The sequence below is a fragment of the Nocardia sp. Root136 genome (genome assembly GCF_001427185.1).
Classification (GTDB): domain Bacteria; phylum Actinomycetota; class Actinomycetes; order Mycobacteriales; family Mycobacteriaceae; genus Nocardia; species Nocardia salmonicida.
In genome coordinates this window covers 1,217,681-1,239,043 of record NZ_LMFE01000001.1, presented here as the reverse complement: position 1 = coordinate 1,239,043, position 21,363 = coordinate 1,217,681, and the positions used below count along the sequence as shown (strand labels likewise).

Below are 21,363 nucleotides of genomic sequence, written 5' to 3'. Positions count from 1 at the left end.
TATGCCCTCCAGCGACGAGTACCGCACTGCCGCGGACCCCGAAGCCACCGTGGCGTTGCCCGTGGTCACCGATGACACGGTGGACCCGGAGATCGACACCGAGGTCGACAAGGCCGAGCAAACCTTGCTCGAGCAGCTCGGCGGTTTCAGTGGCCTGATCTATTCCACCCTTCCCGTTCTGGTCTTCGTCCCGGTGAACACCTTCGCGGGCCTCACCGTGGCCATTTGGGCCGCCCTCGGCGTCGCCGCCGCCATCCTCATCTGGCGGCTGGTCCAGCGCAGTCCCATCCAGCCGGCCGTCTCCGGCTTCCTCGGCGTCGGCCTGTGCGCGCTCATCGCCCAGCGGGTGGGCGAGGCCAAGGGATTCTTCCTGTTCGGCATCTACACCAGCCTCGTGTACGCGGGCGTGTTCGCGGTGTCGATCCTGCTGCGCCGACCGCTGGTCGGGGTGATCTGGGGCGCGCTCAACGGCCACGGTTCCCACTGGCGTACCGACAAGCGCATCCGCAAGCTCTACGACCTGGCCACCGTTGTCTGGGTGGTCGTATTCGGCGCCCGCTACCTGGTGCAGTCACAGCTCTACGACACCGACCACACCACCTGGCTGGCCGTGGCGCGGATCGGCATGGGCTGGCCGCTCACCGCGGTGGCCCTGGTCATCACCGTCTGGGCGGTGCGCCGCGCCGGGCACCTGCCCGCCGAGAAAACCGACAAGTCCGGGGCCGGAACGGAATCCGTGCGCGCATAGGGTGGGTAGCGGGACGCCGGAGGTGGGGAAGTACCCACCCTGGGGTATCTGGTTGCGACCGGCCGTTCGTCGCACGATCAATGCGTACCGAAAAATACGCGATGATCGTGAGAGGACCGGCGACCATGATGGCAACCGAGCACCGAAATGAGCGACCGGCCACCACCGCCCGCCGCGACGCCACCAAGACCCCGGCGCCGGTCCTGTCGGAGAGCAAGCGCATCGGCGCCGAACTCGACGCGCTGATCGGCCCGGCCGCCCGCGGTGACCGCGAGGCCGTCGCGGAGATCCTGCGCCTGGTGCACCCGCTGGTCCGCCGGTACTGCTCGGCACGTATGGGCTCCACCGGCCATCTCACTGTCACCGCCGACGATGTCACCCAGGAAGTTCTCATCGCCACCGTCACGGCCATTCCGCGCTACCGTGATCAGGGCAAGTCGTTTCTGGCCTTCGTCTACGGCATCGCCGCCAACAAAGTCTCCGACGCCTTCCGTCGCGGCAAGCACACCGCCTACCCGACGGCCGAGCTCCCCGACACCGCGAGTGCCTCCGCGGGTCCGGAGGACTGGGTCCTGGCGTTCGAGCGCCGCGCCGCCACCCATGAACTGATGAAGGTGCTCGCGCCGAATCACCGCGAGGTGCTGCACATGCGCATCGTGCTCGGCTGGAGCGCGGCTCAGACCGCCGAGGCCATCGGCACCAGCCCCGGGGTCGTCCGGGTGATGCAGCACCGCGCGCTCAACAAGCTGCGCGCGGAACTGAAAGTGGCGTAAGGACTCAGGGCTTCACGCCGTGGGTCGCCAGGGTCAGCCGCAGGTCCTCTTCGGCCTCCACCGAGGTGACGAACAGCAGTTCGTCGTCGCCCTCGAACGGATCGTCGGGCTGCGGCACGATCACCCGGCCACCGCGCAGGATCGTCACCAGCGCGGTATCGCGCGGCATCTTCAATGTTCGCACCGGCTTGCCTGCCAGTTGGGTGTCGGAGGGCAGGGTGATCTCCACCAGGTTGGCCTGTCCCTGCCGCAACGTCATCAGCCGCACCAGATCACCCACCGACACGGCCTCCTCGACGAGTGAGGCGAGCAGCCGCGGCGTCGACACCGCCACGTCGACGCCCCACGACTCGTTGAACAGCCATTCGTTGCGCGGATCGTTGACCCGCGCCACCACCCGGCGCACCCCGAACTCGGTCTTGGCGAGCAGGGCGTGCACGAGGTTCGCCTTGTCGTCGCCGGTGGCCGCGATCACCACCTCGTAGGTCTCGAGATCAGCGTTCTCCAGCAGCGACAGCTCACAGGCGTCGGCGTGCACCCAGACGGCGTCGGGGATGGCGGCGGGGTCGATGTGGTCGAGCTGGCGTTCGAGCAGCATCACGCGGTGTCCGCCGCGTAGGAGTTCCCTGGCGATCGAGCGCCCGACCGCGCCCGCTCCGGCGATGGCGACCTTCATGTGTTCAGTCCTCGCTCAGTGGGGCCTTGGCGGCCAGGGCTATCGCCTCGCCGACTGTGCCGGACGTGGCCGCGACGTAGACGACGTCGTCGGCCTGGACGATCGTCTTGGATTCGGGCAGCAGGCCCTGGCCGAAGCGCAGGATGAACGCCACGCGCACCTGCAGGTCGCGTTCCAGATCGCGCACGGTGCGACCGGACCAGTCCTCGTGCAGGGTCAGCTGGGTCACCGCGACCGCGCCGGTGGGGTCGCGCCAGGTGGTGGTCGAGTTGTCGCCGATGAGGGTGCGCAGGAACCGATCGGTGGTCCACGGCACGGTCGCGATGGTCGGGATCCCGAGTCGTTCGTACACCTCGGCGCGCTTGGCGTCGTAGATGCGAGCGACGACACGTTCGACGCCGAACATCTCTCTGGCCACTCGCGCCGAGATGATGTTGGAGTTGTCACCGGAGCTCACCGCGGCGAAGGCGTCGGCGCGCTCGATCCCCGCGCGGGTCAGCACCTCACGGTCGAAACCGACGCCGATCACCTCCTGCCCGGTGAAGCCCTCGCCGAGGCGGCGGAAGGCGGTGGGATCGCGGTCGATGACCGTGACCTCGTGACCCACCCGGGTCAGCGCACGCGCCAGTGACGAGCCGACACGCCCGCACCCCATGATCACTACGTACACCGTGCACCCTCGTTCCTTGCCTACCCGTGGCGTCCGGCAAGGACCGTACCCGCCGGATGCTCCCATCGCCCATTTTCCCCGCGCCGACGCGGGGCAAACAATCCAGACATCGCCATGACGCCGATGAACGTGCGCGCGAAGGTGCTGGTGAACTCCTCTATGCTCAGCCCGGTGTCCAAGTTGACGACGGCAGCCAAGCGTGTGCTGCTGGGCAGGCCGTTCCGTAGCGATTCGCTCGGCCACACGTTATTGCCCAAGCGTATCGCTCTTCCGGTCTTCGCCTCCGATGCGATGTCGTCGGTCGCCTATGCCCCGGAGGAAATCTTCCTGGTGCTGTCGGCGGCGGGCATCTCGGCTTACGTGTACGCGCCGTGGGTCGGTCTTGCCGTAGCCCTGGTGATGGCGGTGGTCGTCGCCAGCTACCGGCAGAACGTGCATGCCTACCCGTCGGGCGGTGGTGACTACGAGGTCGCGACCAAGAACATCGGACCCAACGCCGGTCTGACGGTCGGCAGCGCGCTGCTGGTCGACTACGTGCTCACCGTCGCGGTGTCGATCTCCTCGGCGGCGTCGAACATCGGTTCCGCCATTCCGTTCGTGGCCACACACAAGGTGTTGTTCGCGGTGGTGGCGATCGCGATCCTCACCGCGATCAACCTGCGAGGCGTGCGCGAATCCGGTACGGCGTTCGCGATTCCGACCTACGCGTTCATCGTCGGCATGGTCGTGATGCTGGCCTGGGGCCTGTTCCGTACCTACGTGCTCGGCGACGACATCCAGGCCGAGTCCGCCGGTTTCGGGCTCAACGCCGAAGACGAGCACCTCTACGGCCTGGCCTTCGCCTTCCTGATCGCGCGTGCCTTTTCCTCCGGCTGTGCGGCGCTGACCGGCGTCGAGGCCATCAGCAACGGTGTGCCCGCGTTCCGTAAACCCAAGTCGCGCAATGCCGCGACCACCCTGCTGCTGCTGGGTTCGATCGCGATCGTGCTGCTGATGGGCATCATCATCCTGGCCCAGAAGATCCGTGTCGTGTATGCCCACGACTCCGCGAACCTGATCGGCGCGCCCGCCGATTATCACCAGAAGACCCTGATCGCGCAGATCGCCGAAGCGGTGTTCCACGGCTTCCCGATCGGTTTCTTCTTCATCACCATCGTCACCGCGCTGATCCTGGTGCTGGCCGCCAACACCGCGTTCAACGGTTTCCCCGTACTCGGTTCGATCCTGGCCCAGGACCGCTACCTGCCCCGTCAGCTGCATACCCGCGGCGACCGGCTCGCGTTCTCCAACGGCATCCTCTTCCTCTCGGGTGCGGCGATCGCGTTCGTGGTGGTCTTCGGCGCCGAGGTGACCAAGCTGATCCAGCTCTACATCGTGGGTGTGTTCGTCTCGTTCGTGCTGAGCCAGACCGGCATGCTGCGGCACTGGACGCGCCTGCTGCGCACCGAGACCGACCCGGCGCAGCGCAGGCAGATGAAGCGTTCCCGAGTGATCAACGCGATCGGTCTGACCGCGACGGGCGCCGTGCTGATGATCGTGCTGGTCACCAAGTTCTTCGCCGGCGCCTGGATCGCGATCATCGTGATGGTGGCGATCTTCGTCGTGATGAAGCTGATCCGTAAGCACTACGACTCCGTCTCGCGCGAACTCGACGAATCCGACTGGGACGGCGTGCTGCCCAGCCGCACCCACTCACTGGTCCTGGTCTCCAAGCTGCACCTGCCCACGCGCCGTGCGCTGGCCTTCGCGCGCGCCACCCGCCCGGACACACTGGAGGCGGTGACGGTCAACGTCGACGACGCCGACACCCGCAAGCTGGTGCGCCAATGGGAGAACAGCGAGATCAACGTGCCGCTGAAGGTGATCGAATCGCCCTACCGCGAGATCACCAAGCCGGTGCTCGAATACGTCAAGCGGGTGCGCAAGAACGCACCGCGCGACGTGGTCACCGTGTTCATCCCCGAATATGTGGTCGGACACTGGTGGGAGCAGGTGCTGCACAACCAGTCCGCGCTGCGGTTGAAGGGCAGATTGCTGTTCGAGCCGGGTGTGATGGTGACGAGCGTGCCGTGGCAGCTCAGTTCCTCCACCAGAGCCAAGCAGGCAGGCGAAGTGAACGCACCGGGTTCGGTGCGTCGAGGTTTCGAACGACCAGGACGTCGCGAATGAGCGGCGCGCCGGTCGAGGGTGAGAGTGGGTGTGGCCGTGAGTGATTGGAGCGGACAAGAATTCGAGGTACGTCTCGGGGCACCGGGGCACGGCGGATTCATCGTCGCTCGCCACGAGGGCCGGGTCGTGTTCGTGCGACACGGGCTGCCCGGTGAGCTGGTGCGCGCTCGGGTGACCGAGGATCGCGGCGGATCGTTCTGCCGCGCCGATGCCGTCGAGATCATCGAGGCGTCCGCGGACCGGGTGCCCGCCACCTGTCCCGTCTCGGGACCCGGTGGTGCGGGGTGCTGTGATTTCTCCTTCGCCACGCCCACGGCGCAGCGTGCGCTCAAAGCCACGGTGGTGGAAGAGCAGCTGCGGCGGTTGGCCAAGATCGAGCATGCGGTGACGGTCGAACCGATCGCCGGTGATTCCGGTGCCGACACCGGCGGTTGGCGCACGCGGGTGCGGTTGGTCGTCGACGGTGCGGGGCACGCTGGTGTGCATCGCTACCGCAGCACCGAGGTGATCGCGGATCTGCGCTGCCCGCAGCCTGTCGCCGGTGCGCTCGACGGTGTCGCGGATCGGTTGTGGACCCCGGGTGCCGATCTGGTCGTCGCGATCGACGGTGACGGTGTGCGTCATATCGTGGAGCTGGCCGAGACTCCGGCCTCGGGCCCGGCCGGTCGTCCCGAGACCCCGCGTGGCGGCAGTCGCGGTCGTGGTCAGCGGCCGGGGCGCCGTCGTGAGTCGGTGCCGCCCGCGGGTGATGAGCGTGGTGTGATCCGGGACCGGGCGGCGTCGCGTAAGTCGGCCATGAACGCGCCTCGCGAGGAGTGCGTGGTCGAAGGTTCGGGTCGTGTTGTGGAGTATGTGGCGGGGCGCCGGTGGGAACTGTCGGCGACCGGGTTCTGGCAGGCGCATCATGGTGCGGCGCAGTGTTATTCGGATCTGATCGCTGAATGGTCGGGGCTTGCTCCCGGTGGGTCCGGTTGGGATCTCTACAGCGGTGTCGGTGTCTTCGCTGCCCGGCTTGCCGAGCAGACGGGGCAGACCGGCGCGGTGGCCGGTGTCGAATCGGCTCGTTCGGCGGTGGTCGACGGGGTGGCGGCGTTGGGCGATCTGCCGTGGCTGGAATTGCACAGCGATCGGGTCGAGCGGTGGGCTCGGAGTGCTTCCGGTCGGCCGGATGTCGTGGTGCTCGATCCGCCGCGGGCCGGTGCCGGTAAGGATGTCGTCGCCGCCGTCACCGACGCAGATCCGCGTCGGATCGTTCATATCGGTTGTGACCCCGCGGCTTTCGCTCGTGACCTCGGGTTGTACCTCGACGCCGGGTATCACCTCGCGGAGTTGCGGGCGTTCGATGCGTTCCCGGCTACCCACCATGTGGAGTGTGTGGCGTTGCTCGATCGCTGACGGGTGCTGGTGCCCGGCTGGTTTCGGGTAACAGCGGAGTCAGTCGAGGGCCCAGGTCACTCGGACGCTCGCGCCGACTTCGGTTTCGCCGGGGACAACGGGGACGGGGGAGCCGGCGCGTGCCATCAGCATGGGGGACGAGTCCATCTCCGCGCTGATGTCGTAGGCCCGGCTGGAGGGTGGAGCGGTGTCCTCGGTGATCTGGAGGACAGCGCCGAGGGATACCCCGGCGCGGGCCGCGTACTGCTCGGCCTTGGCCTTCGCGTCGTCGAATGCCGCGTCGCGGGCTTGTTCGAGCAGTGGCGCGGGGTCGGCGATGCCTCGGGTCAGACCGCCGAGGCGCACGTCGTCGCCGCCCGCGTTCACCGCGGCGGCGACTGTTTCGGCGGGCTCGGTGCCGGTTCCTTCGCGAAGCGACACGCTGAGGCCGGTGGATGCCAGATATCCGGCGATCTCGGTGCGGCCGTTGTCGGTGTAGACGGTTTCGGTGCGCACGCTCAAGCCGCTGGTCGCCATGTCTGCGTCACTCACTCCGGCAGCCCGCAGTGCCGCGACGACCGCGCTCACCTGGTCACCGGCGCGCCCGTAGGCCCCGGCGACGGTGTCGGCGCGCGATTCCACCGACAACGTCAACCGGATGAGGTCGGGGACCGCGCGCACCACGCCGCGCCCGAAGGTGGTCGTGCTCGCCTGCCAGGATTTCTTGCTCACCGCGGTACTCCTGTCGGTCGAAGGCTGCTGTGCTGCTCAACGTCTCGCGTCCGGACCGAGTTCCGCTGCCCGGGTCAGTAGTTCTCGGAGTTCGCCGACACTGTGCGTACAGCTGCGTTCTGAGGTGGTCAGTAGTTTTCGGAGTTCGCCGATACTGTGCGTACAGCTGCGTTCTGAGGTGGTCAGTAGTTTTCGGAGTTCGCCGATACTGTGCGTACAGCTGCGTCCATTTGCGCGTATGCCCCGGCCGCGAGTCGTTGAAGCAGAGCGAGTTTCAGTTGCGGGTGCTGCTCGGCGAGCTCGTCGAACACGGCGGGACTCATCACCGCCACGCGGACCCCGGTCTCGGCGACGATGTCGTTGACGAATCTCTCACCGATCAACATCGGGATCTCGCCGAACGACATCCCCGCCGAAAACGTCACCAACCGGTGCACCCGCCCGTCGGTGCCGGGAAACGTCCCCCGCACCCGCCCGTCGAGAATCAGATACAGCCCGGACCGTGGTTCACCGCGTTCGGCGATCACCTCACCTCGGGCGAACGTGCGGACGACGAACTCCGCGCACAGCCGGTCCCGGTCGGCGGCGTCCAGCCCCACCAGCAACGGATGCTCAGCGAGGTCGATCGACGTGCGGGCGCTCGTCCCGGCCGGTCGACGCCGGTCGAGCACGATGTCCTCGCACCATTCGGTGGCGGTATCCCGGTCGATGAACACCCGCCCGCGTGGATCGTCGGGATCCAGACTCGACGCCTCGTGCCCGAGCTTGGCATCGGGATCGACCAGCGCCACTCGGCTGCCCCGGCGTACCAGCTCGGTCTGCAACTGCTCGACCATGCCGCGAGCCACCTGACTCACCTCACCGACCCGCCGCAGGTCGATCACCAGCGCGTCGAGCTCGTCGGCGTTGGCCTCGATCGCCCGAACCGCCCGCTCGGCGCCGGCGAACAACAGGTCGCCGTGCAGCTCGTAGACCCGTGCCCGGTCACCGTGGGCGGCCAGCACCTCGGCGTCCTCGGGCGTGCGGCGCAATCGCGACGGCAGCTGCGCCACCGAGTAGTCGGCGCGGATCGCGGTGCGCGCGGACCGGGTCACGTGACAGAAGTGCAGTTCGAGCCGCCGCGACAGCTCCCGGCACGCCGCGGCCCCGCGCACACTGTTGCCGTGCCCGTCCAGCCTCGGCGAATACACCGAGATGCCGAGCTGACCTGGCAGCACCGCGATGATCCCGCCGCCGACCCCGCTCTTGGCCGGCAGCCCGACCGTGGTCACCCAGTCACCGGCGGCGTTGTACATGCCACAGGTGGTCATCACGCTGAGCACCCGTTCGGTGAGCGAGGTCGACAGCGCCCGTTCATGCGTCTTCGGATTGACCCCGTTGTCGGCCAGCGTCGCCGCCATCATGGCCAGATCGGCGCAGGTGATCTCGATCGAGCACTGCCGGAAGTAACGGTCGACCGCGTCGTCGGGGTCGTCGTCGATGATGCCGACCGAGCGCAACATGTACCCGATCGCCCGATTGCGGAACCCGGTGCGGGCCTCGGATTCGTAGACCGCCTGGTCCATCGTCAACTCGCGCCCGGCGAAGCGGGAGTAGCAGCGACGAACCCGCTCGAACTTGTCGGCGGCGTCGCGGCCGTTGATCAGCGAGGCCGCGGTGATGGCCCCGGAGTTGATCATCGGATTGCTCGGCCGCTGGGTCTCCGGTTCGAGGCTGATCTCGTTGAACGGCTCGCCGGACGGCTCCACGTCGATGTGCTCGGCCACCCCGTCGAGCCCGCGATCGGCCAGCGCCAGCGCGTAGGTGAACGGCTTGGAGATCGACTGGATGGTGAACCCGATATCGGTGTCGCCGACTTCGTAGACCAGCCCGTCGGCGGTGGCCAGGCACAAGCCGAACGAATCCGGTGCGACCCCGGCGAGCTCGGGGATGTAGTCGGCGGGCGCGCCGGAGGTATCCTCGCGGCAGGCCGCGTACACCTCGTCGAGCATGCCTGCCACCACACCCGGGTCGATCGTGCGCGTCGCGCCGTGGCTTCGGGTCACAGCGTCACTGTAGGTCGCGCCGTCGCCGGGTGCGGGCGGGGACGCGCGGGAGATTGTCCTCACAGCCGAGAACGCAGTGAGGTAAGCCTTTGTAGAACCCGATTTCCGCTTGCGCGTCCTGTTCAGCGGCCATGGGGCGGTATCGTCGTCGCGACCGTAGACCTCGCTGTGCCCGTGCTGGGTAGGGCCCGCGAGCCTGTGCCCGTCACGCGGGCAAATACACTGGGCTGATCACAATGTAGTCCGGAGGGAGCGAGTTCAGGTGGGAGTGCTGTCGCGGGTGGATTCACCCGAAGATCTGCGCCGGCTGAGCGTGCCGCAACTGCGGGATCTGGCGGACGAGATCCGCGAGTTCCTGGTGCAGAAGGTCGCCGCCACCGGAGGCCATCTCGGCCCCAATCTAGGGGTGGTCGAGCTGACCATCGCCCTGCACCGGATTTTCGATTCGCCGGCCGACCCGTTGATCTTCGACACCGGCCATCAGGCCTACGTGCACAAGATCCTCACCGGCCGCAAGGACCGCTTCGACTCGCTGCGCAGCCGCGACGGCCTGTCGGGCTACCCGAGCCGCGCCGAGAGCGAACACGACTGGGTCGAGTCCTCGCACGCGTCGGCCGCGTTGTCCTACGCCGACGGTCTGGCCAAGGCGTTCGCGCTCACCGACCAGGACCGCACCGTGGTGGCGGTCGTCGGTGACGGCGCGCTCACCGGCGGCATGTGCTGGGAGGCGCTCAACAACATCGCGGGCGCCCCCGATCGTCCGGTGGTGGTGGTCGTCAACGACAACGGTCGTTCCTATGCCCCCACGATCGGTGGCCTCGCCGACCGCTTGACCGCCCTACGCACCCAGCCCGCCTACGAGCACGCACTGGTCGCCGGGAAACGTATTCTGAAAAGCATTCCCGCCGTAGGGGATTCGGCGTATTCGATGGTCCACGCGCTCAAGGCCGGGATCAAAGACGCGGTGAGCCCGCAGGAACTGTTCTCCGATCTGGGCATGAAGTACGTGGGCCCGGTCGACGGCCACGATCTCGTCGCGCTCGAGGCAGCCATGCGGCGCGCCAAGGACTTCGGTGGTCCGGTCGTGGTGCACGTGGTCACCCGCAAGGGCAACGGTTACGAGCACGCCGAGAACCACGTCGCCGACCAGATGCACGCCTGCGACCCGATCGACCCGCTCACCGGCCGCCCCCTCGCCGGCAAGAAGGCCAAGGGCTGGACCGCGGTGTTCTCCGAGGAGCTCATCGAACACGGCGCGCGTCGCGACGACATCGTCGCCATCACCGCCGCCATGCCGGGCCCCACCGGTCTGGCCGCGTTCGGTGAACGCTTCCCCGAGCGCATGTTCGACGTCGGCATCGCTGAACAGCACGGCATGGCCTCAGCCGCCGGTCTGGCGCTGGGCGGCATGCACCCGGTGGTCGCCATCTACGCCACCTTCCTCAACCGTGCGTTCGACCAGCTCCTGATGGACGTGGCGCTGCTCAAGCAGCCTGTCACGGTCGTGCTGGACCGCGCGGGCGTCACCGGCCCCGACGGTGCCAGCCACAACGGCATGTGGGATCTCTCGCTGCTCGGCATCGTCCCCGGCATCCGCGTCGCGGCCCCCCGCGACGGCGCCACCCTGCGTGAGGAACTGGCCGAAGCGCTCGCCGTCTCCGACGGTCCGACCGTGTTGCGTTTCCCGAAAGGCAGTGTCGCCGAAGACATCACGGCCGTAGAACGTCTCGACGGTCTGGACGTGCTGCGACTGGCCGTCCCCAGCGCGGGGTCCGCGCAGTCCCAGCACGGTGACGTCCTGATCGTCGCCGTCGGCCCCTTCGCCGACACCGCCATGAAGGTCGCCGAACTGCTGGAACCGCAAGGGATCTCGGTCACCGTCGTCGACCCGCGCTGGGTCATCCCGGTCTCCGACACCCTGGTCAAGCTCGCCGAGAACTACCGCCTCGTCGTCACCGTCGAAGACGGCGGCCTGCACGGCGGGATCGGTTCCACCGTCTCCGCGCGCTTGCGCGACGCGGGCCTCGATGTCCCCACCCGCGATCTCGGTGTGCCGCAACAGTTCCTGGACCACGCCTCCCGCAACGAGATACTCGAAGAGCTCGGCCTCACCCCCGACGCCATCGCCCAGCGGATCGGCGGCTGGCTGCAATCACGCTGATCGGGGCGGTACAGCACCCGCCTCGTGTCGGGTGCTGTACCGCTCAGGGCAGCCCGGCGGCGGGGCAGGGCGTGACGGCCCGCGACGACAGGACCCGTACGATCCTGCACGCCCTCGGCGAGGATTCCTGAGACGTTCTCGGCCCGAGTTCGCTCAGTGGTGAGGCCGCCGAGCGACTACCGCGAAGTTCAACGGGATGCGTGGTGCGCCGTCGGGCAGCGTCCACCCTTGCTCGCAGGGTACGAGATCGGAAAACGCGGGCCAATCCATGTAGGGCAGCTCCGTCAACGCTTCGATGACGAGCCCGGCACCCAGCAGCGCTCCGACGATCTCGCCCAGATCGTGACGCCACTCGTGATTGGTGGTGTGGGCGATCTGTCCGTCCGACTCCTCGGTGTAGGTACCCGAGTCCGAGTAGCTCCGAGCGCCGCCGCCACCGAGGTAATCGTCGTCGATCTCCCACGGTTCGAACTGCATCGCACCCAGAATCGGATGATCGTCGCGGATCACGAACACCCCACCCGGTTCGAGCAGGTCATGGATCGACCGCCCCCACGCGGTGAGCTCCGGCAGCCAGACGATGGTGCCCGCACTGGTCACGATGGTATCGAAGCGCCGATCGAGCACTGCCGAGGCGAACCGCGCGTCCCCCTCCACCCAGGTGATGTCGCGTCCGTCGGCCTCGGCGATCCGCGCCGCGTGCCGCAGCGAGTTCGGCGACAGATCCAGCCCGTGTACCTCCACCGCGCCCAGCCGAGCCCAAGACACGGTGTCGGTACCGATGTGACACTGCAGATGCAGCAGCGACCGCCCCTGGATCCCGGATTCCGGGAGATGCGGCGCCAGCACCGCGAGATCGTTGCGCACCACCGAGGAAATATCGTCCGGATCGGCCAGGAAGGCGTCGACGTCGTACATCCGCGACCGCGCGTGCACGTCGGCCCGGTCGTCCCAATTCGCCCGATTGGCGGCGATCGCTTCGGCTTCGAGCACGGCATGACCTTTCGACGGCGGCGTGATGGCGAGAATCAACGCTAGCGTCGAGCACTTGTCGGGTCGACTGATTTAGTGCCGCTGGATACTGAGCATTCGCCCGGAAACCGCGCATCGACCCTGCCGCAGAATGTGGCAGGGTCGATGCGTGTCTACCGATAGACGGGCTCGTTGTCCTCGCGATAGATCGCGAGCGCCGATTTCATCAACCGCACCAACGACCCTCTGATATCACCGGTATCACCCGGTCGCGCCTCGATCACAGAGCCTCGTTCGGTGACCAGGTAGCGCCCATCCGGGAAATCCATCACGTGGAAGCCCTGTCCGGATTGCGGTCGGTTGTCCGTCGCGGCGCCCGGATAGCCCGCCACGTACACCAGCGTCGACCGTGCGCGCCCGAAGAAATCATCCGCCTTCTGCTGCGGAGTCCGCCGGTCGGCCGCCCACGGATCGTAGGGCGCTTCCTCGTCGAGGTCGTTGCTGTTCATCGAGAACACGTCCCCGCCTGCCGCCCCCGTCTTCGGCAGCCGGGCAAGGAGCTTGTCGGGCAACTGCTCGATCTCGAGCATGCTCATCCGGATGTCACCACCCTCGCGATCGAGCGGCACCCGCTGCTGTTCCACCAGCACCGCCTGCTGCCCACGCACCGCCGCGAACGACCGCAACTTCTCCCCGTCGCCGTACCCGGCCAGTTCGAACCGCGCTTCCGGCTCGAGCAGAATCCGCAACGCGGCTTCCATCGAATGGTCGAACGTCGGCAGAATCCGCTGCGCCTCGTCCTGCCACATGCGGTCGTAGTCGTCCACGGTCACCGCGTCGGTATAGGTCTGCAGGGGATACGGCAGCACATCGCGATCCGCCGCGCGCCACAGCACCGTGAACCCGAGCGCGCTGAACTGCCACTGTCCCTGGCTCATTCGCCGATCACCGGCGGCACCGTCTTTGCTCGCTGATCCTCGCTGAGCCCGGTGAGTTCTTCACCGTTTTCCTGATTGATCAGATAGTCCTTCGTCCCGGATTCCTTCTCGTCGTCGCCCTTTCCGCCCTTGCCGCCACCAGCGCCCATACCGCCCATGCCCGACATTCCGCGGCCCGCGCCCCCGGAACCCGAACCTCCTGCGCCCGCACCAGTTTTCCCGGCGGTAGCGCCTCCCGGTGTGCCCGGAACTGCGGCTCCCGGAACGCCGGAACCGGGTGTCCCCGCACCCGGCGAGCCCCCGCCCGGAGAGCCACCGGTCCCCATCGGCGTCGTCGACGCGGGGGTCGTGCCTGTCGGCGTGGTCGGCATGGTCGACTGCGGTGTTGTCGTAGCCGCCGGCTCCGTGCTCGACGGAGTGGTGTCGTCACCGGTGTCGTCGTCGGATGGATCCTCCGTCGTCGGTGTCTCGGTGGTCGGCTGTTCGGTGGTCGGCTGTTCGGTGGTGGGCTGCTGCGTCGTGGGTTGCTGCGTGGTCGGCTTCGTGCCAGTGGTGTCGCCCTGGCTACCTTTGTCGTCGACCGTCTTCGACCCCGTGTCGAGGGGGTTGTACGGCTGCGGCACCAGTGGGACGTTCGTATCGGCTTGCCCGATCGCCGTGTAGTAGACGCCCCTGACCACCTCCGCCCCTTCGGATTTCGCGGTATCGGCGTTGTGGCTGTCCATCTTCCAGGTGGGTCCGGGAATGTAACTCGCGATCCCGCTGATCGTGGAACCTTCGTGCGGCTTGACCCGATCCTTGGTGATTTGCATGGCCGACTCGACCAGCTTCACCTTCTCGGCCATCATCTGCGCCGAACCCAACAGGTTGCCGGATTTCTCGACGTACTCCTGGATTCCCTTCCCAGCGCTCGACGCCGCGTTACCGGTCCACTTCTCCGAGATAGCCTTCGCGATCTCCGCGTCGTAGGTCTTGAACCCCTCTTCCAGCTTGTTGCGCAACGTTTCCCAGCGGGTGTGCAGCGTGTTCACATCAGCCATAGACATCGCCGAGACCCGCTCGTACAGGTCCGACATGCCGCTGGGGTCTTCGTACGATCCGCTCTGAACTTGCGGCTTCTGGTAGGTGCCGTCGAACGAGCTTTCCAACTGCGTCAGCCGATTCCGCGCGACCGATGCGTCCGGGCTCTCATCCGTAGACCTGGTCGGCTTACTGCCTTCCGCATAATTCTTGAGCTGGACGTATTCGCGACCGATCGGGAAAACGCTGAGAGCGCTGTCCAGAATTGACATTATTGATCACCGCCAGTGATGTTGGCGCCCTGTGAAGTCAGTGCTTGTGCTTGGGCTATTTGCTGGTCTTCATACTTCTTCACCGAGATCTCGATGGTGTCGCGGATAAGCGTTAGTACGTCGATGTGTTCTTGGAAGGCTGTATCGAAATCACGTTCTCCGCCAACAGCTTTCATGCCGAGCATCTTTGCTAGTTCATCAGCGGCGTTGAACCGGCCGAGGCCGGTAACGTTCGCGATGCTCTTGAGATCACCCTTCAGCTGTGAGAAGAGTGCTATCTGCTTGTTGCTCGCATCCCGGCAGCTCTGCGCTACTGACGGATCCAAGTACAGACGGCCTGCCTTGGCTTCCTCGCTCAGATACTGCCAGCGTGACTTCTCATCTGTTGGAGCCACGACACCCCCTATTTATGTGGAAAGTTACTTCGGAAAGAGTGGAACGATCGCTTCCGCGATGGGCTTCAATCGCTCGCAAGGAGGCACCGACTTCGCCTTGACGCCCGTGTTTAGCACGTCCAGCTGCGCAAAACCGCTTGCCGTGGAAAACATGAATGAACAGTCCTCGTTAGCGTTGTACTGGCGCTGTCGAAACTGCACACCACTACGCCCTGCGATCACGACATCCTGGAATTCGATGTTGTCGGGCTTGGCTCGCATCTCGTCAACTGTATGCACGGTCGAATAAGCCCCGACGCTGTAGTTCGGTGGGAACTCTTGATCTTCCCAGCGGCAGATCTTCCACCCAGGCTCTTCGGCGCCGAGGATTCCGGAACGCTCTGACGCCACATCCAAGCCCACGCTGGTCAACGTCGAATCCGGGATCTGACTGCACGGGTCCCACAATGCCGCAGTAGCCGCCGCTTGATCAGTAGTACTTGGCTGTGCATTCCCAGTCTCAGTCGTGGAACACCCCGCCGCCGCAAGCACTCCACACAACACCGTGGCCACCACCGCAGACCGTCGCCGCACGAGCATCCTCCGTCTTCCCCGATCACCGAGCCACACCCGTCCGGCTGAGCCCGCACCAACCCCACGGCCGCCCGAGTGCTCCCCGCACCCGGCCACCCCGTCGTTCCGCACAGCCTACGACACAACCCCACCCGATTCGCCTCACCGCCCCCGACCCATGAAACATATTCAACCCCAGCGAGTTCCGCTGCGCCAGAGTGCTGCCAAACCCTCGGCAACAACCCACGGGGAACGCCCGACGGTCGCGAGTCCTGCGGTCGCAGCATTGATCTTCACGGTCCGCGCATCACAGATCCGACCACTGAGATGGCACTCCTTCACGTCCTTAGACGCACCGAAGCCCCTTCCGGTTCCATCGATTTCACCGCAAATACCAACCCTCTCGTATCCGCTACGCTCGGCGATTGGGACTGCTGCACGATCGGGTGACAGCGGTTAGGCAGCTCGAAGAGCTGGTGTGGTCATGATGGCTTCGTATTCGACCGGGGTCAATTTGCCGAGCCTGGCCTGGCGCCGACGCCGGTGGTAGGTCCGTTCGATCCAGGTCACTATCGCGATCCGAAGCTCCTCGCGGGTCGCCCAAGACTGCCGGTCGAGGACGTTCTTCTGCAGCAACGCGAAAAACGATTCCATCGCCGCATTGTCACCGCAGGCGCCGACTCGTCCCATAGATCCGACCATCGCGTGGAAACCCAAGGAGCGAACAAACTTTCGAGATCGAAACTGCGACCCTCGGTCGCTGTGAACTATGCAGCCGGCGACCTGATCACCGACCGCGGTGCGCCTGGCCGCGGCGGACGCGAGGGCATCGACGGCGAGGCGGGCCTTCATCCGCGAGTCGATCGAATAGCCCACGATCCGGTTCGAGAACACGTCCTTGACCGCGCAAAGATAAAGCTTGCCTTCGCCGGTGTGATGTTCAGTGATATCGGTGAGCCACAACATATTTGGCGCATCAGCAGCGAAGTTCCGCTCGACGAGATCGTCATGAACCGGTGGGCCTGATCGGCTGTTCTTGGTGCCACGTTTCTTGCCGAAACTGCTCCACCACTTGTTGGTCGAGCAGATCCGCCACGCGGTCCGCGCTGCCATCGCCTGGCCCGCGTCGGCGGCCTCGTCGGCGAGGAACCGGTACCCGAATTCAGGGTCGTCGCGGTGCGCATCGAACAACGCGTTTGACCGATACGCCTGCTCGAGGTCGGCAGCGGTGACCGGATCGGCGAGCCACCGGTAATACGGTTGGCGCGCGATATTGAGGAACCGGCACGTCACCGCGACGGGAATCCCGTCGGCGGCCAGCTCACGAACGAGCGGGTAGATCATTTTCCCGGCAGGTTCGCCTGCGACAAATAGGCCGCGGCCCGGCGCAGTACTTCGTTCTCCTGCTCGAGGAGCTTGATCCGTTTGCGGGCCTGGACGAGTTCGGCGTTCTCGGTCGTGGTGGTTCCGGGTTTGGTTCCGTCTTCGACGTCGGCGGCCTTGAGCCAACCGGCCAGACATGACTCGCTGATCCCGAAGTCGGCCGCGACCTGTTTCAGCTGTTGGCCGGGTTCTCGGTTGCGGGCTACGCGGACGACGTCGTCGCGGAACTCTTTGGGGTAGGGCTTGGGCACGGCATACATCCTTCCAGCAGTGCCTGCCGGCACCACAGATCAGATGTCACCTATCCGTGCAGCAGTCCCGCCCTGTCGAACCTCACCACAGCCGAGATTCCACCGGCCCCCGTTGCCTCCATTCCAACGGAACCCACTACCGATCCACGGTTCGAGTACCGCACCAACCTGCTTATCCGGGCCGGTCGTACCCGCTACCACTACGACACCGCCGGCCGCCTCATCCGCAAAGAAAAGACCCGGATCTCCCGCAAACCCGCCATCTGGCACTACCGCTACAACGCCTTCGACCAACTCACCGAGGTCACTACACCGGATGGCAACACCTGGACCTACACCTACGATGCCTTCGGCCGCCGGACCAGCAAACAAAACCACGCCGACAACATTCGCACCGAGTTTGCCTGGGACGGCGTCCACCTCACCGAACAAGCCACCACCACCCGCACAGGCACCCATACCCACACCTGGACCAACCACCCCACCACCTACGTCCCCCTCGCCCAATCGGTCGACGACCAATTCTGGGCCATCGTCACCAACCTCCAAGGCGCCCCCACTCATCTCACCAACCCCGAGACAGGCGAAATCGCCTCAACCGCCACCGCGGACCTCTGGGGCCGAACCACCTGGACCGGCCCCGAAACCCCCCACCGCTTCCAAGGCCAACAACACGACCCAGAATCCGGCCTCCACTACAACTACCACCGCTACTACGACCCGGAAACCGCCCGCTACCTCACCCAAGACCCACTCGGTCTGAGTCCCTCCCCCAATTCGACTACGTACCCTCATAATCCGCTGGTCTGGTCCGATCCACTTGGTCTGACACCGTGCGGTTTGTCACGCGAAGCGCCGCGCCTTGAAGACGGAAACAGTAGGACTGGATGGAGGCACATTGAACAACGTCACATTCCTGGCGGTTCGAATAACCAAGGATCACTGTTTGCTGCGGGTATCACGCGCGATCAAATTGAAACAGCGGCGCGAGAAATTGTGGAGCGGGGAACCCGCCAGTCCGATCCTAGTAAGGAGTATCAAGTATTCGAGCGTAGGATGACGATAAATGGATTGCGTACAAATTATAGACTTGTGGTAGATTCTACGGATGGTAACAACATTGTGACGATGTTTCCAATACTTGGGAAGTGAAACAATGGTCGAGTTCATTTTCACGGTCCGCGATGACCCTCCAGAGGATGGATATTCGCTAGGCGACCTGGAAGTACTGGGTAACTCAGGATCGGTCACCACTCGCGGTCTCGAGCATCCTGATCAACGTATGATGGTGTATCCCTCCGCTGCTGCTCTCCTCTCCGAGGCTCGCTTACTGGCCAGTCGCGGAAAAGGGAATGGGAGGTTCGAAGGCTATGGTTCTATGTTCGTGGTCGAGTTTTCACTACAGAAGGATCGTGTAGCTACCCGACACGGGAAGATGGTGATTGATTCCACCCCGTTGTCAGAGTTCCTTTGCGCTGTCTACGATAGTGCAAAATCTCTGCATGACCATGGTGTCAGCGCCATTGAAGAGAATCGCAAGGTACTGAATGTGTTGGAGAAGGAGTTGGATTCATTCGAAGTGTGGCGAACATCTCTTGACGTCAAACATGCAAAATCAAATGATAGACGGAGCCGTTGAGTTATCGATTGGGGCGGTTGATGGATCTCGAGCGTACTGTCGCGATTCTACCGCCTCCAGTGGCGAGGTGTTGCTCATGGTGATCCGCCCGTGGACGATCGCAGTTCTATGTCGAACGCGTTCCTCTATCTAAACGGGAGCCGATATGACAACCCCTTTACCTGATCGCGAAGATACGCGAATTGATGGTAGTCTTCCGATCCATTTCGGATTCAAGTTCAGACCGTGGCGCTACAACTTGTCTCTGTCGGAACTGGAACTACGCAGCTTCGATAGATCTCCGGATCCAACGTTTGTATCCATCAGATTCTTCAGCGTATTCGCAATGCAGATGAAGACGGTTTTCAATTCGATGACGATTGATTTGGCCGACGACGATCAATCCCTGGCGTTGCTCCATATTTCGGATATCGATGAAGCCAAATGGGATCGGGTCAAGTGTCTAGCGTTGAAATCTACTGGAGTAGATAGTTCGGTCGCTTGCGCAAGTTTTTCAATTCGAGTTTATCCACATGGGTTCCCGACGGTTGCAGCGAAATCTGGCAACGCTATCTGACATCGCCTGTCAACCGACCTCTGCGCAGCTGGCCCCGTTGTGGCTCGACTAATTGGCCGGGGGCGTCAGCGCGGTGGTCAACGCAGGGACTGCGAGGGTGCGCTGCCATTGGCGGGCGCCGCCTGCGAGGAGAAATGCCTCGATCCTCGCGGACAACTCTGCGGGTGTGCCGACGTTCTTGTAATCCGGAAGTCCGTCCCAGCACAGGCGGCGGACCAGGTCGGGGGAGAGCAGGTTCTCGACCGGGATGGAGTGTTCGGTGGAGAGTTCGCCCATGGCGCCGCGGGCGGTGGTGAGGCGGGCGGCGGCGACGGGGTCGCGGCGTTCCCAGCGGTTGACCGGCGGTGGGCCGTCGAAGGGGAGGGTCAGTGGGGGGAGTTGTTTGTCGGGGAGGGTGCGGCCTCGTTCGACGGCGGCCAGCCAGTCGCGGGAGTAGCGGCGTTGGCGGGGGCCGCCGAAGACGGGGAGGGTGCGCAGTTGGGCGATCGAGCGGGGTTCGCCGGTGGCGGCGGCGACGATGGCCGAGTCGGGCAGGATACGGGCGGGGGCGACGTCGCGGGCGCGGGCGAGTTCGTCGCGGGTGGTCCACAGTTCGCGCACGATTGCCAGTTGGCGGGTGCGGCGCAAGGTGTGGATGCCGGAGGTTCGGCGCCAGCGGTCGGCCTTGGGGGAGGGTGGGTCCATGGTGCGGACGTGTTCGAATTCCTCTGCGGCCCAGTCTAGTTTGCCCTGGGCGGTGAGGTCGGCGGCGACGGTGTCGCGCAGTTCGAGGAGCAGTTCCACGTCGAGGGCGGCGTAGTTGAGCCATTCGTCGGGCAGCGGGCGGCTCGACCAGTCGGCGGCGCCGTGACCCTTGCGCAGGGAGCGGCCGAGGAGGTTTTCGACCATCGCGGCCAGGCCGACGCGTTCGTAGCCGGCGATGCGTCCGCCGAGTTCGGTGTCGAAGAGGCGGGCGGGACGCAAACCCAGTTCGGCGAGGCCGGGCAGGTCTTGGTCGGCGGAGTGCAGGACCCATTCGAGGTCGTTGATCGCCTCGGCCAAGGGGGTCAACGCGTCGGTGACGGGAATCGGGTCGATAAGGAACGAGCCAGCGCCTTCGCGGCGGAGCTGGATCAGGTACGCCCGTGCCGAATAGCGGAAGCCGGACGCGCGTTCGGCGTCGACGGCCAGGGGGCCGGTGCCCGCGGCGAGGGTTTTGGCGGCCGCGGCGACCTCGTCGGCGGTCGCCAGCACAGGTGGAACGCCCTCGGCAGGGACGAGCAGGGGCTCTGCTGCGGTGGGTTCCTCGGCGACCGACATAAACGTGAACTCTACGTGGCGATCAAGGGCGATCGGTGCGGGTATAGGACTCCGGTCGTAAATGGGTGATCCCGGCGGGCGGCAGCCCGGCGGCAAAGGCCAGCACTTCGCAGAACGCCTCGACGTGTCGGCGCATCTCGGTGGTCGTCGCCGTCCACGACGCGCGCAGTTCGAGCTGGTGGGCGCGCGGTGGGCCCGCGATATCGCCGTAGCGGACCGAGCTGGTCGCGGTGACGGTGCCGCCGAGAGCGGTGAACGGTTCGCCGCGCGATTCCAGGGAGTCGACCAGCCAGCTCCACGCGACCTCGGGTAAGAGCGGGTCGGCGGCCAGCGCGGCGTCGATATCGGCCTGAATGTAGGCGACGAGCCGGAACACGCCGTTCCAGGCCTCGTCGCCGTCGGGGTCGTGCAGCAGGATCAGCCTGCCGAACGCGTCGCCCTCGGAGTCGATGGGCACCACCGGGCCCTCGGGGTGGATGACCTCCGCTCCGAGCGCATAGGAGAACGGCGCCAACCGTTGCGGAGGCCGGATAGGCGCCAGCTCGATTTGTGGGTGCACTGTTGCGGTGCCCATCGCATCGACCGCCGCCCGAAAAGAAGCAGGCTCACGGGGCGTTCCCCCGGTCGGTGCGGCGCCGTCGCGGATGTCGAGCGGTGTCACGAGGAGGAACGGTAGACGGTGGGTGCCCGGTGCCGTCGGAGGCGCGCCGCCTTGCGCGTTGCGTGCGGGCCGTGTTG

At 65.6% G+C, this 21,363-nt stretch carries 20 protein-coding genes; 8 read left to right on the top strand and 12 right to left on the bottom strand.

What is annotated here, in order from left to right; translation table 11 throughout:
- The first annotated feature begins 1 nt into the window (after position 1).
- Entirely contained in the window at positions 2-748 is a 747-nt protein-coding gene (locus ASD42_RS05940; protein ID WP_056811227.1) for a DUF3159 domain-containing protein, read from the top strand.
- Between the two features lie 128 nt (positions 749-876).
- Complete coding sequence (locus tag ASD42_RS05935; RefSeq protein ID WP_255284662.1) at positions 877-1,521, top strand: sigma-70 family RNA polymerase sigma factor; 645 nt, start codon at positions 877-879, stop codon at positions 1,519-1,521.
- A 4-nt stretch (positions 1,522-1,525) separates the two neighbouring features.
- On the opposite strand, the gene ASD42_RS05930 is transcribed toward ASD42_RS05935, so the two are convergent.
- Positions 1,526-2,197: a potassium channel family protein gene (locus tag ASD42_RS05930; protein WP_056811225.1), complete on the bottom strand. Its 672-nt coding sequence runs from the start codon at positions 2,195-2,197 to the stop codon at positions 1,526-1,528.
- A gap of 4 nt (positions 2,198-2,201) precedes the next feature.
- Positions 2,202-2,867, bottom strand: coding sequence for a potassium channel family protein (locus tag ASD42_RS05925; RefSeq protein ID WP_056811222.1), 666 nt, complete (start codon positions 2,865-2,867; stop codon positions 2,202-2,204).
- Positions 2,868-3,038: 171 nt separating this feature from the next.
- Between ASD42_RS05925 and ASD42_RS05920 the strand changes: the two genes are divergently transcribed.
- Both ASD42_RS05920 and ASD42_RS05915 read left to right on the top strand, forming a co-directional pair.
- Positions 3,039-5,036, top strand: coding sequence for an APC family permease (locus tag ASD42_RS05920; protein WP_056815535.1), 1,998 nt, complete (start codon positions 3,039-3,041; stop codon positions 5,034-5,036).
- Between the two features lie 36 nt (positions 5,037-5,072).
- Positions 5,073-6,431, top strand: coding sequence for a class I SAM-dependent RNA methyltransferase (locus tag ASD42_RS05915; protein WP_056815532.1), 1,359 nt, complete (start codon positions 5,073-5,075; stop codon positions 6,429-6,431).
- 39 nt (positions 6,432-6,470) lie between these two features.
- On the opposite strand, the gene ASD42_RS05910 is transcribed toward ASD42_RS05915, so the two are convergent.
- Positions 6,471-7,142, bottom strand: coding sequence for an SIMPL domain-containing protein (locus ASD42_RS05910; RefSeq protein WP_056811218.1), 672 nt, complete (start codon positions 7,140-7,142; stop codon positions 6,471-6,473).
- Between the two features lie 182 nt (positions 7,143-7,324).
- Positions 7,325-9,133: a glutaminase A gene (gene glsA / locus ASD42_RS05905; protein WP_056811215.1), complete on the bottom strand. Its 1,809-nt coding sequence runs from the start codon at positions 9,131-9,133 to the stop codon at positions 7,325-7,327.
- Positions 9,134-9,449: 316 nt separating this feature from the next.
- On the opposite strand from glsA, the gene dxs reads away from it, so the two are divergent.
- Complete coding sequence (dxs, locus tag ASD42_RS05900; RefSeq protein ID WP_056811212.1) at positions 9,450-11,348, top strand: 1-deoxy-D-xylulose-5-phosphate synthase; 1,899 nt, start codon at positions 9,450-9,452, stop codon at positions 11,346-11,348.
- A gap of 153 nt (positions 11,349-11,501) precedes the next feature.
- On the opposite strand, the gene ASD42_RS05895 is transcribed toward dxs, so the two are convergent.
- From ASD42_RS05895 to ASD42_RS05870, 6 genes are all read right to left on the bottom strand, one after another.
- The gene (locus tag ASD42_RS05895; protein ID WP_056815529.1) at positions 11,502-12,341 is read right to left on the bottom strand and encodes a class I SAM-dependent methyltransferase; all 840 of its coding nucleotides are present in this window, start codon (positions 12,339-12,341) and stop codon (positions 11,502-11,504) included.
- A gap of 152 nt (positions 12,342-12,493) precedes the next feature.
- Positions 12,494-13,258: an ESX secretion-associated protein EspG gene (locus tag ASD42_RS05890; protein ID WP_056811209.1), complete on the bottom strand. Its 765-nt coding sequence runs from the start codon at positions 13,256-13,258 to the stop codon at positions 12,494-12,496.
- Positions 13,255-14,298: a hypothetical protein gene (locus ASD42_RS05885; protein ID WP_156677392.1), complete on the bottom strand. Its 1,044-nt coding sequence runs from the start codon at positions 14,296-14,298 to the stop codon at positions 13,255-13,257. Before ASD42_RS05885 ends, ASD42_RS05890 begins: the two co-directional genes overlap by 4 nt.
- 251 nt (positions 14,299-14,549) lie before the next feature.
- On the bottom strand, positions 14,550-14,945 hold the full coding sequence (locus ASD42_RS05880; RefSeq protein WP_056811203.1) for a hypothetical protein: 396 nt from the start codon (positions 14,943-14,945) through the stop codon (positions 14,550-14,552).
- 24 nt (positions 14,946-14,969) lie between these two features.
- The gene (locus ASD42_RS05875; RefSeq protein WP_084787016.1) at positions 14,970-15,524 is read right to left on the bottom strand and encodes a DUF3558 domain-containing protein; all 555 of its coding nucleotides are present in this window, start codon (positions 15,522-15,524) and stop codon (positions 14,970-14,972) included.
- Between the two features lie 429 nt (positions 15,525-15,953).
- Positions 15,954-17,131, bottom strand: a protein-coding gene (locus ASD42_RS05870) for an IS3 family transposase (protein ID WP_156677391.1) whose coding sequence is annotated in 2 segments (ribosomal slippage) — positions 15,954-16,844 and positions 16,847-17,131 — 1,176 coding nt in all. Because the reading frame shifts where the segments join, the coding sequence is not laid out codon by codon here.
- Between ASD42_RS05870 and ASD42_RS35685 the strand changes: the two genes are divergently transcribed.
- From ASD42_RS35685 to ASD42_RS34265, 3 genes are all read left to right on the top strand, one after another.
- The gene (locus ASD42_RS35685) at positions 17,060-18,283 is read left to right on the top strand and encodes an RHS repeat-associated core domain-containing protein (RefSeq protein WP_327152860.1); all 1,224 of its coding nucleotides are present in this window, start codon (positions 17,060-17,062) and stop codon (positions 18,281-18,283) included. The two genes, ASD42_RS05870 and ASD42_RS35685, sit on opposite strands and share 72 nt — an antisense overlap.
- A gap of 4 nt (positions 18,284-18,287) precedes the next feature.
- Complete coding sequence (locus ASD42_RS34270) at positions 18,288-18,770, top strand: hypothetical protein (RefSeq protein ID WP_156677390.1); 483 nt, start codon at positions 18,288-18,290, stop codon at positions 18,768-18,770.
- 325 nt (positions 18,771-19,095) lie between these two features.
- Positions 19,096-19,326: a hypothetical protein gene (locus tag ASD42_RS34265; RefSeq protein ID WP_156677389.1), complete on the top strand. Its 231-nt coding sequence runs from the start codon at positions 19,096-19,098 to the stop codon at positions 19,324-19,326.
- A 48-nt stretch (positions 19,327-19,374) separates the two neighbouring features.
- Here ASD42_RS34265 and ASD42_RS05860 read toward each other — a convergent pair whose 3' ends face one another.
- Positions 19,375-20,625: an HRDC domain-containing protein gene (locus tag ASD42_RS05860; protein WP_056811194.1), complete on the bottom strand. Its 1,251-nt coding sequence runs from the start codon at positions 20,623-20,625 to the stop codon at positions 19,375-19,377.
- A gap of 22 nt (positions 20,626-20,647) precedes the next feature.
- A complete protein-coding gene (locus tag ASD42_RS05855; protein WP_056811191.1) occupies positions 20,648-21,199 on the bottom strand; it encodes a DUF3000 domain-containing protein in 552 nt (183 codons plus the stop codon).
- Between the last annotated feature and the right edge of the window lie 164 nt (positions 21,200-21,363).

What these genes read in the sequence shown, in the direction of transcription:
- ASD42_RS05940 (WP_056811227.1), top strand. Translation starts at nt 2, where the DNA reads ATGCCCTCCAGCGACGAGTACCGCACTGCCGCGGACCCCGAAGCCACC.
- ASD42_RS05935 (WP_255284662.1), top strand. Translation starts at nt 877, where the DNA reads ATGGCAACCGAGCACCGAAATGAGCGACCGGCCACCACCGCCCGCCGC.
- ASD42_RS05930 (WP_056811225.1), bottom strand. Translation starts at nt 2,197, where the DNA reads ATGAAGGTCGCCATCGCCGGAGCGGGCGCGGTCGGGCGCTCGATCGCC.
- glsA (WP_056811215.1), bottom strand. Translation starts at nt 9,133, where the DNA reads ATGCTCGACGAGGTGTACGCGGCCTGCCGCGAGGATACCTCCGGCGCG.
- ASD42_RS05890 (WP_056811209.1), bottom strand. Translation starts at nt 13,258, where the DNA reads ATGAGCCAGGGACAGTGGCAGTTCAGCGCGCTCGGGTTCACGGTGCTG.
- ASD42_RS05885 (WP_156677392.1), bottom strand. Translation starts at nt 14,298, where the DNA reads ATGGCTGATGTGAACACGCTGCACACCCGCTGGGAAACGTTGCGCAAC.
- ASD42_RS05875 (WP_084787016.1), bottom strand. Translation starts at nt 15,524, where the DNA reads ATGCTCGTGCGGCGACGGTCTGCGGTGGTGGCCACGGTGTTGTGTGGA.
- ASD42_RS34270 (WP_156677390.1), top strand. Translation starts at nt 18,288, where the DNA reads ATGGTCGAGTTCATTTTCACGGTCCGCGATGACCCTCCAGAGGATGGA.
- ASD42_RS34265 (WP_156677389.1), top strand. Translation starts at nt 19,096, where the DNA reads ATGCAGATGAAGACGGTTTTCAATTCGATGACGATTGATTTGGCCGAC.
- ASD42_RS05860 (WP_056811194.1), bottom strand. Translation starts at nt 20,625, where the DNA reads ATGTCGGTCGCCGAGGAACCCACCGCAGCAGAGCCCCTGCTCGTCCCT.
- ASD42_RS05855 (WP_056811191.1), bottom strand. Translation starts at nt 21,199, where the DNA reads ATGGGCACCGCAACAGTGCACCCACAAATCGAGCTGGCGCCTATCCGG.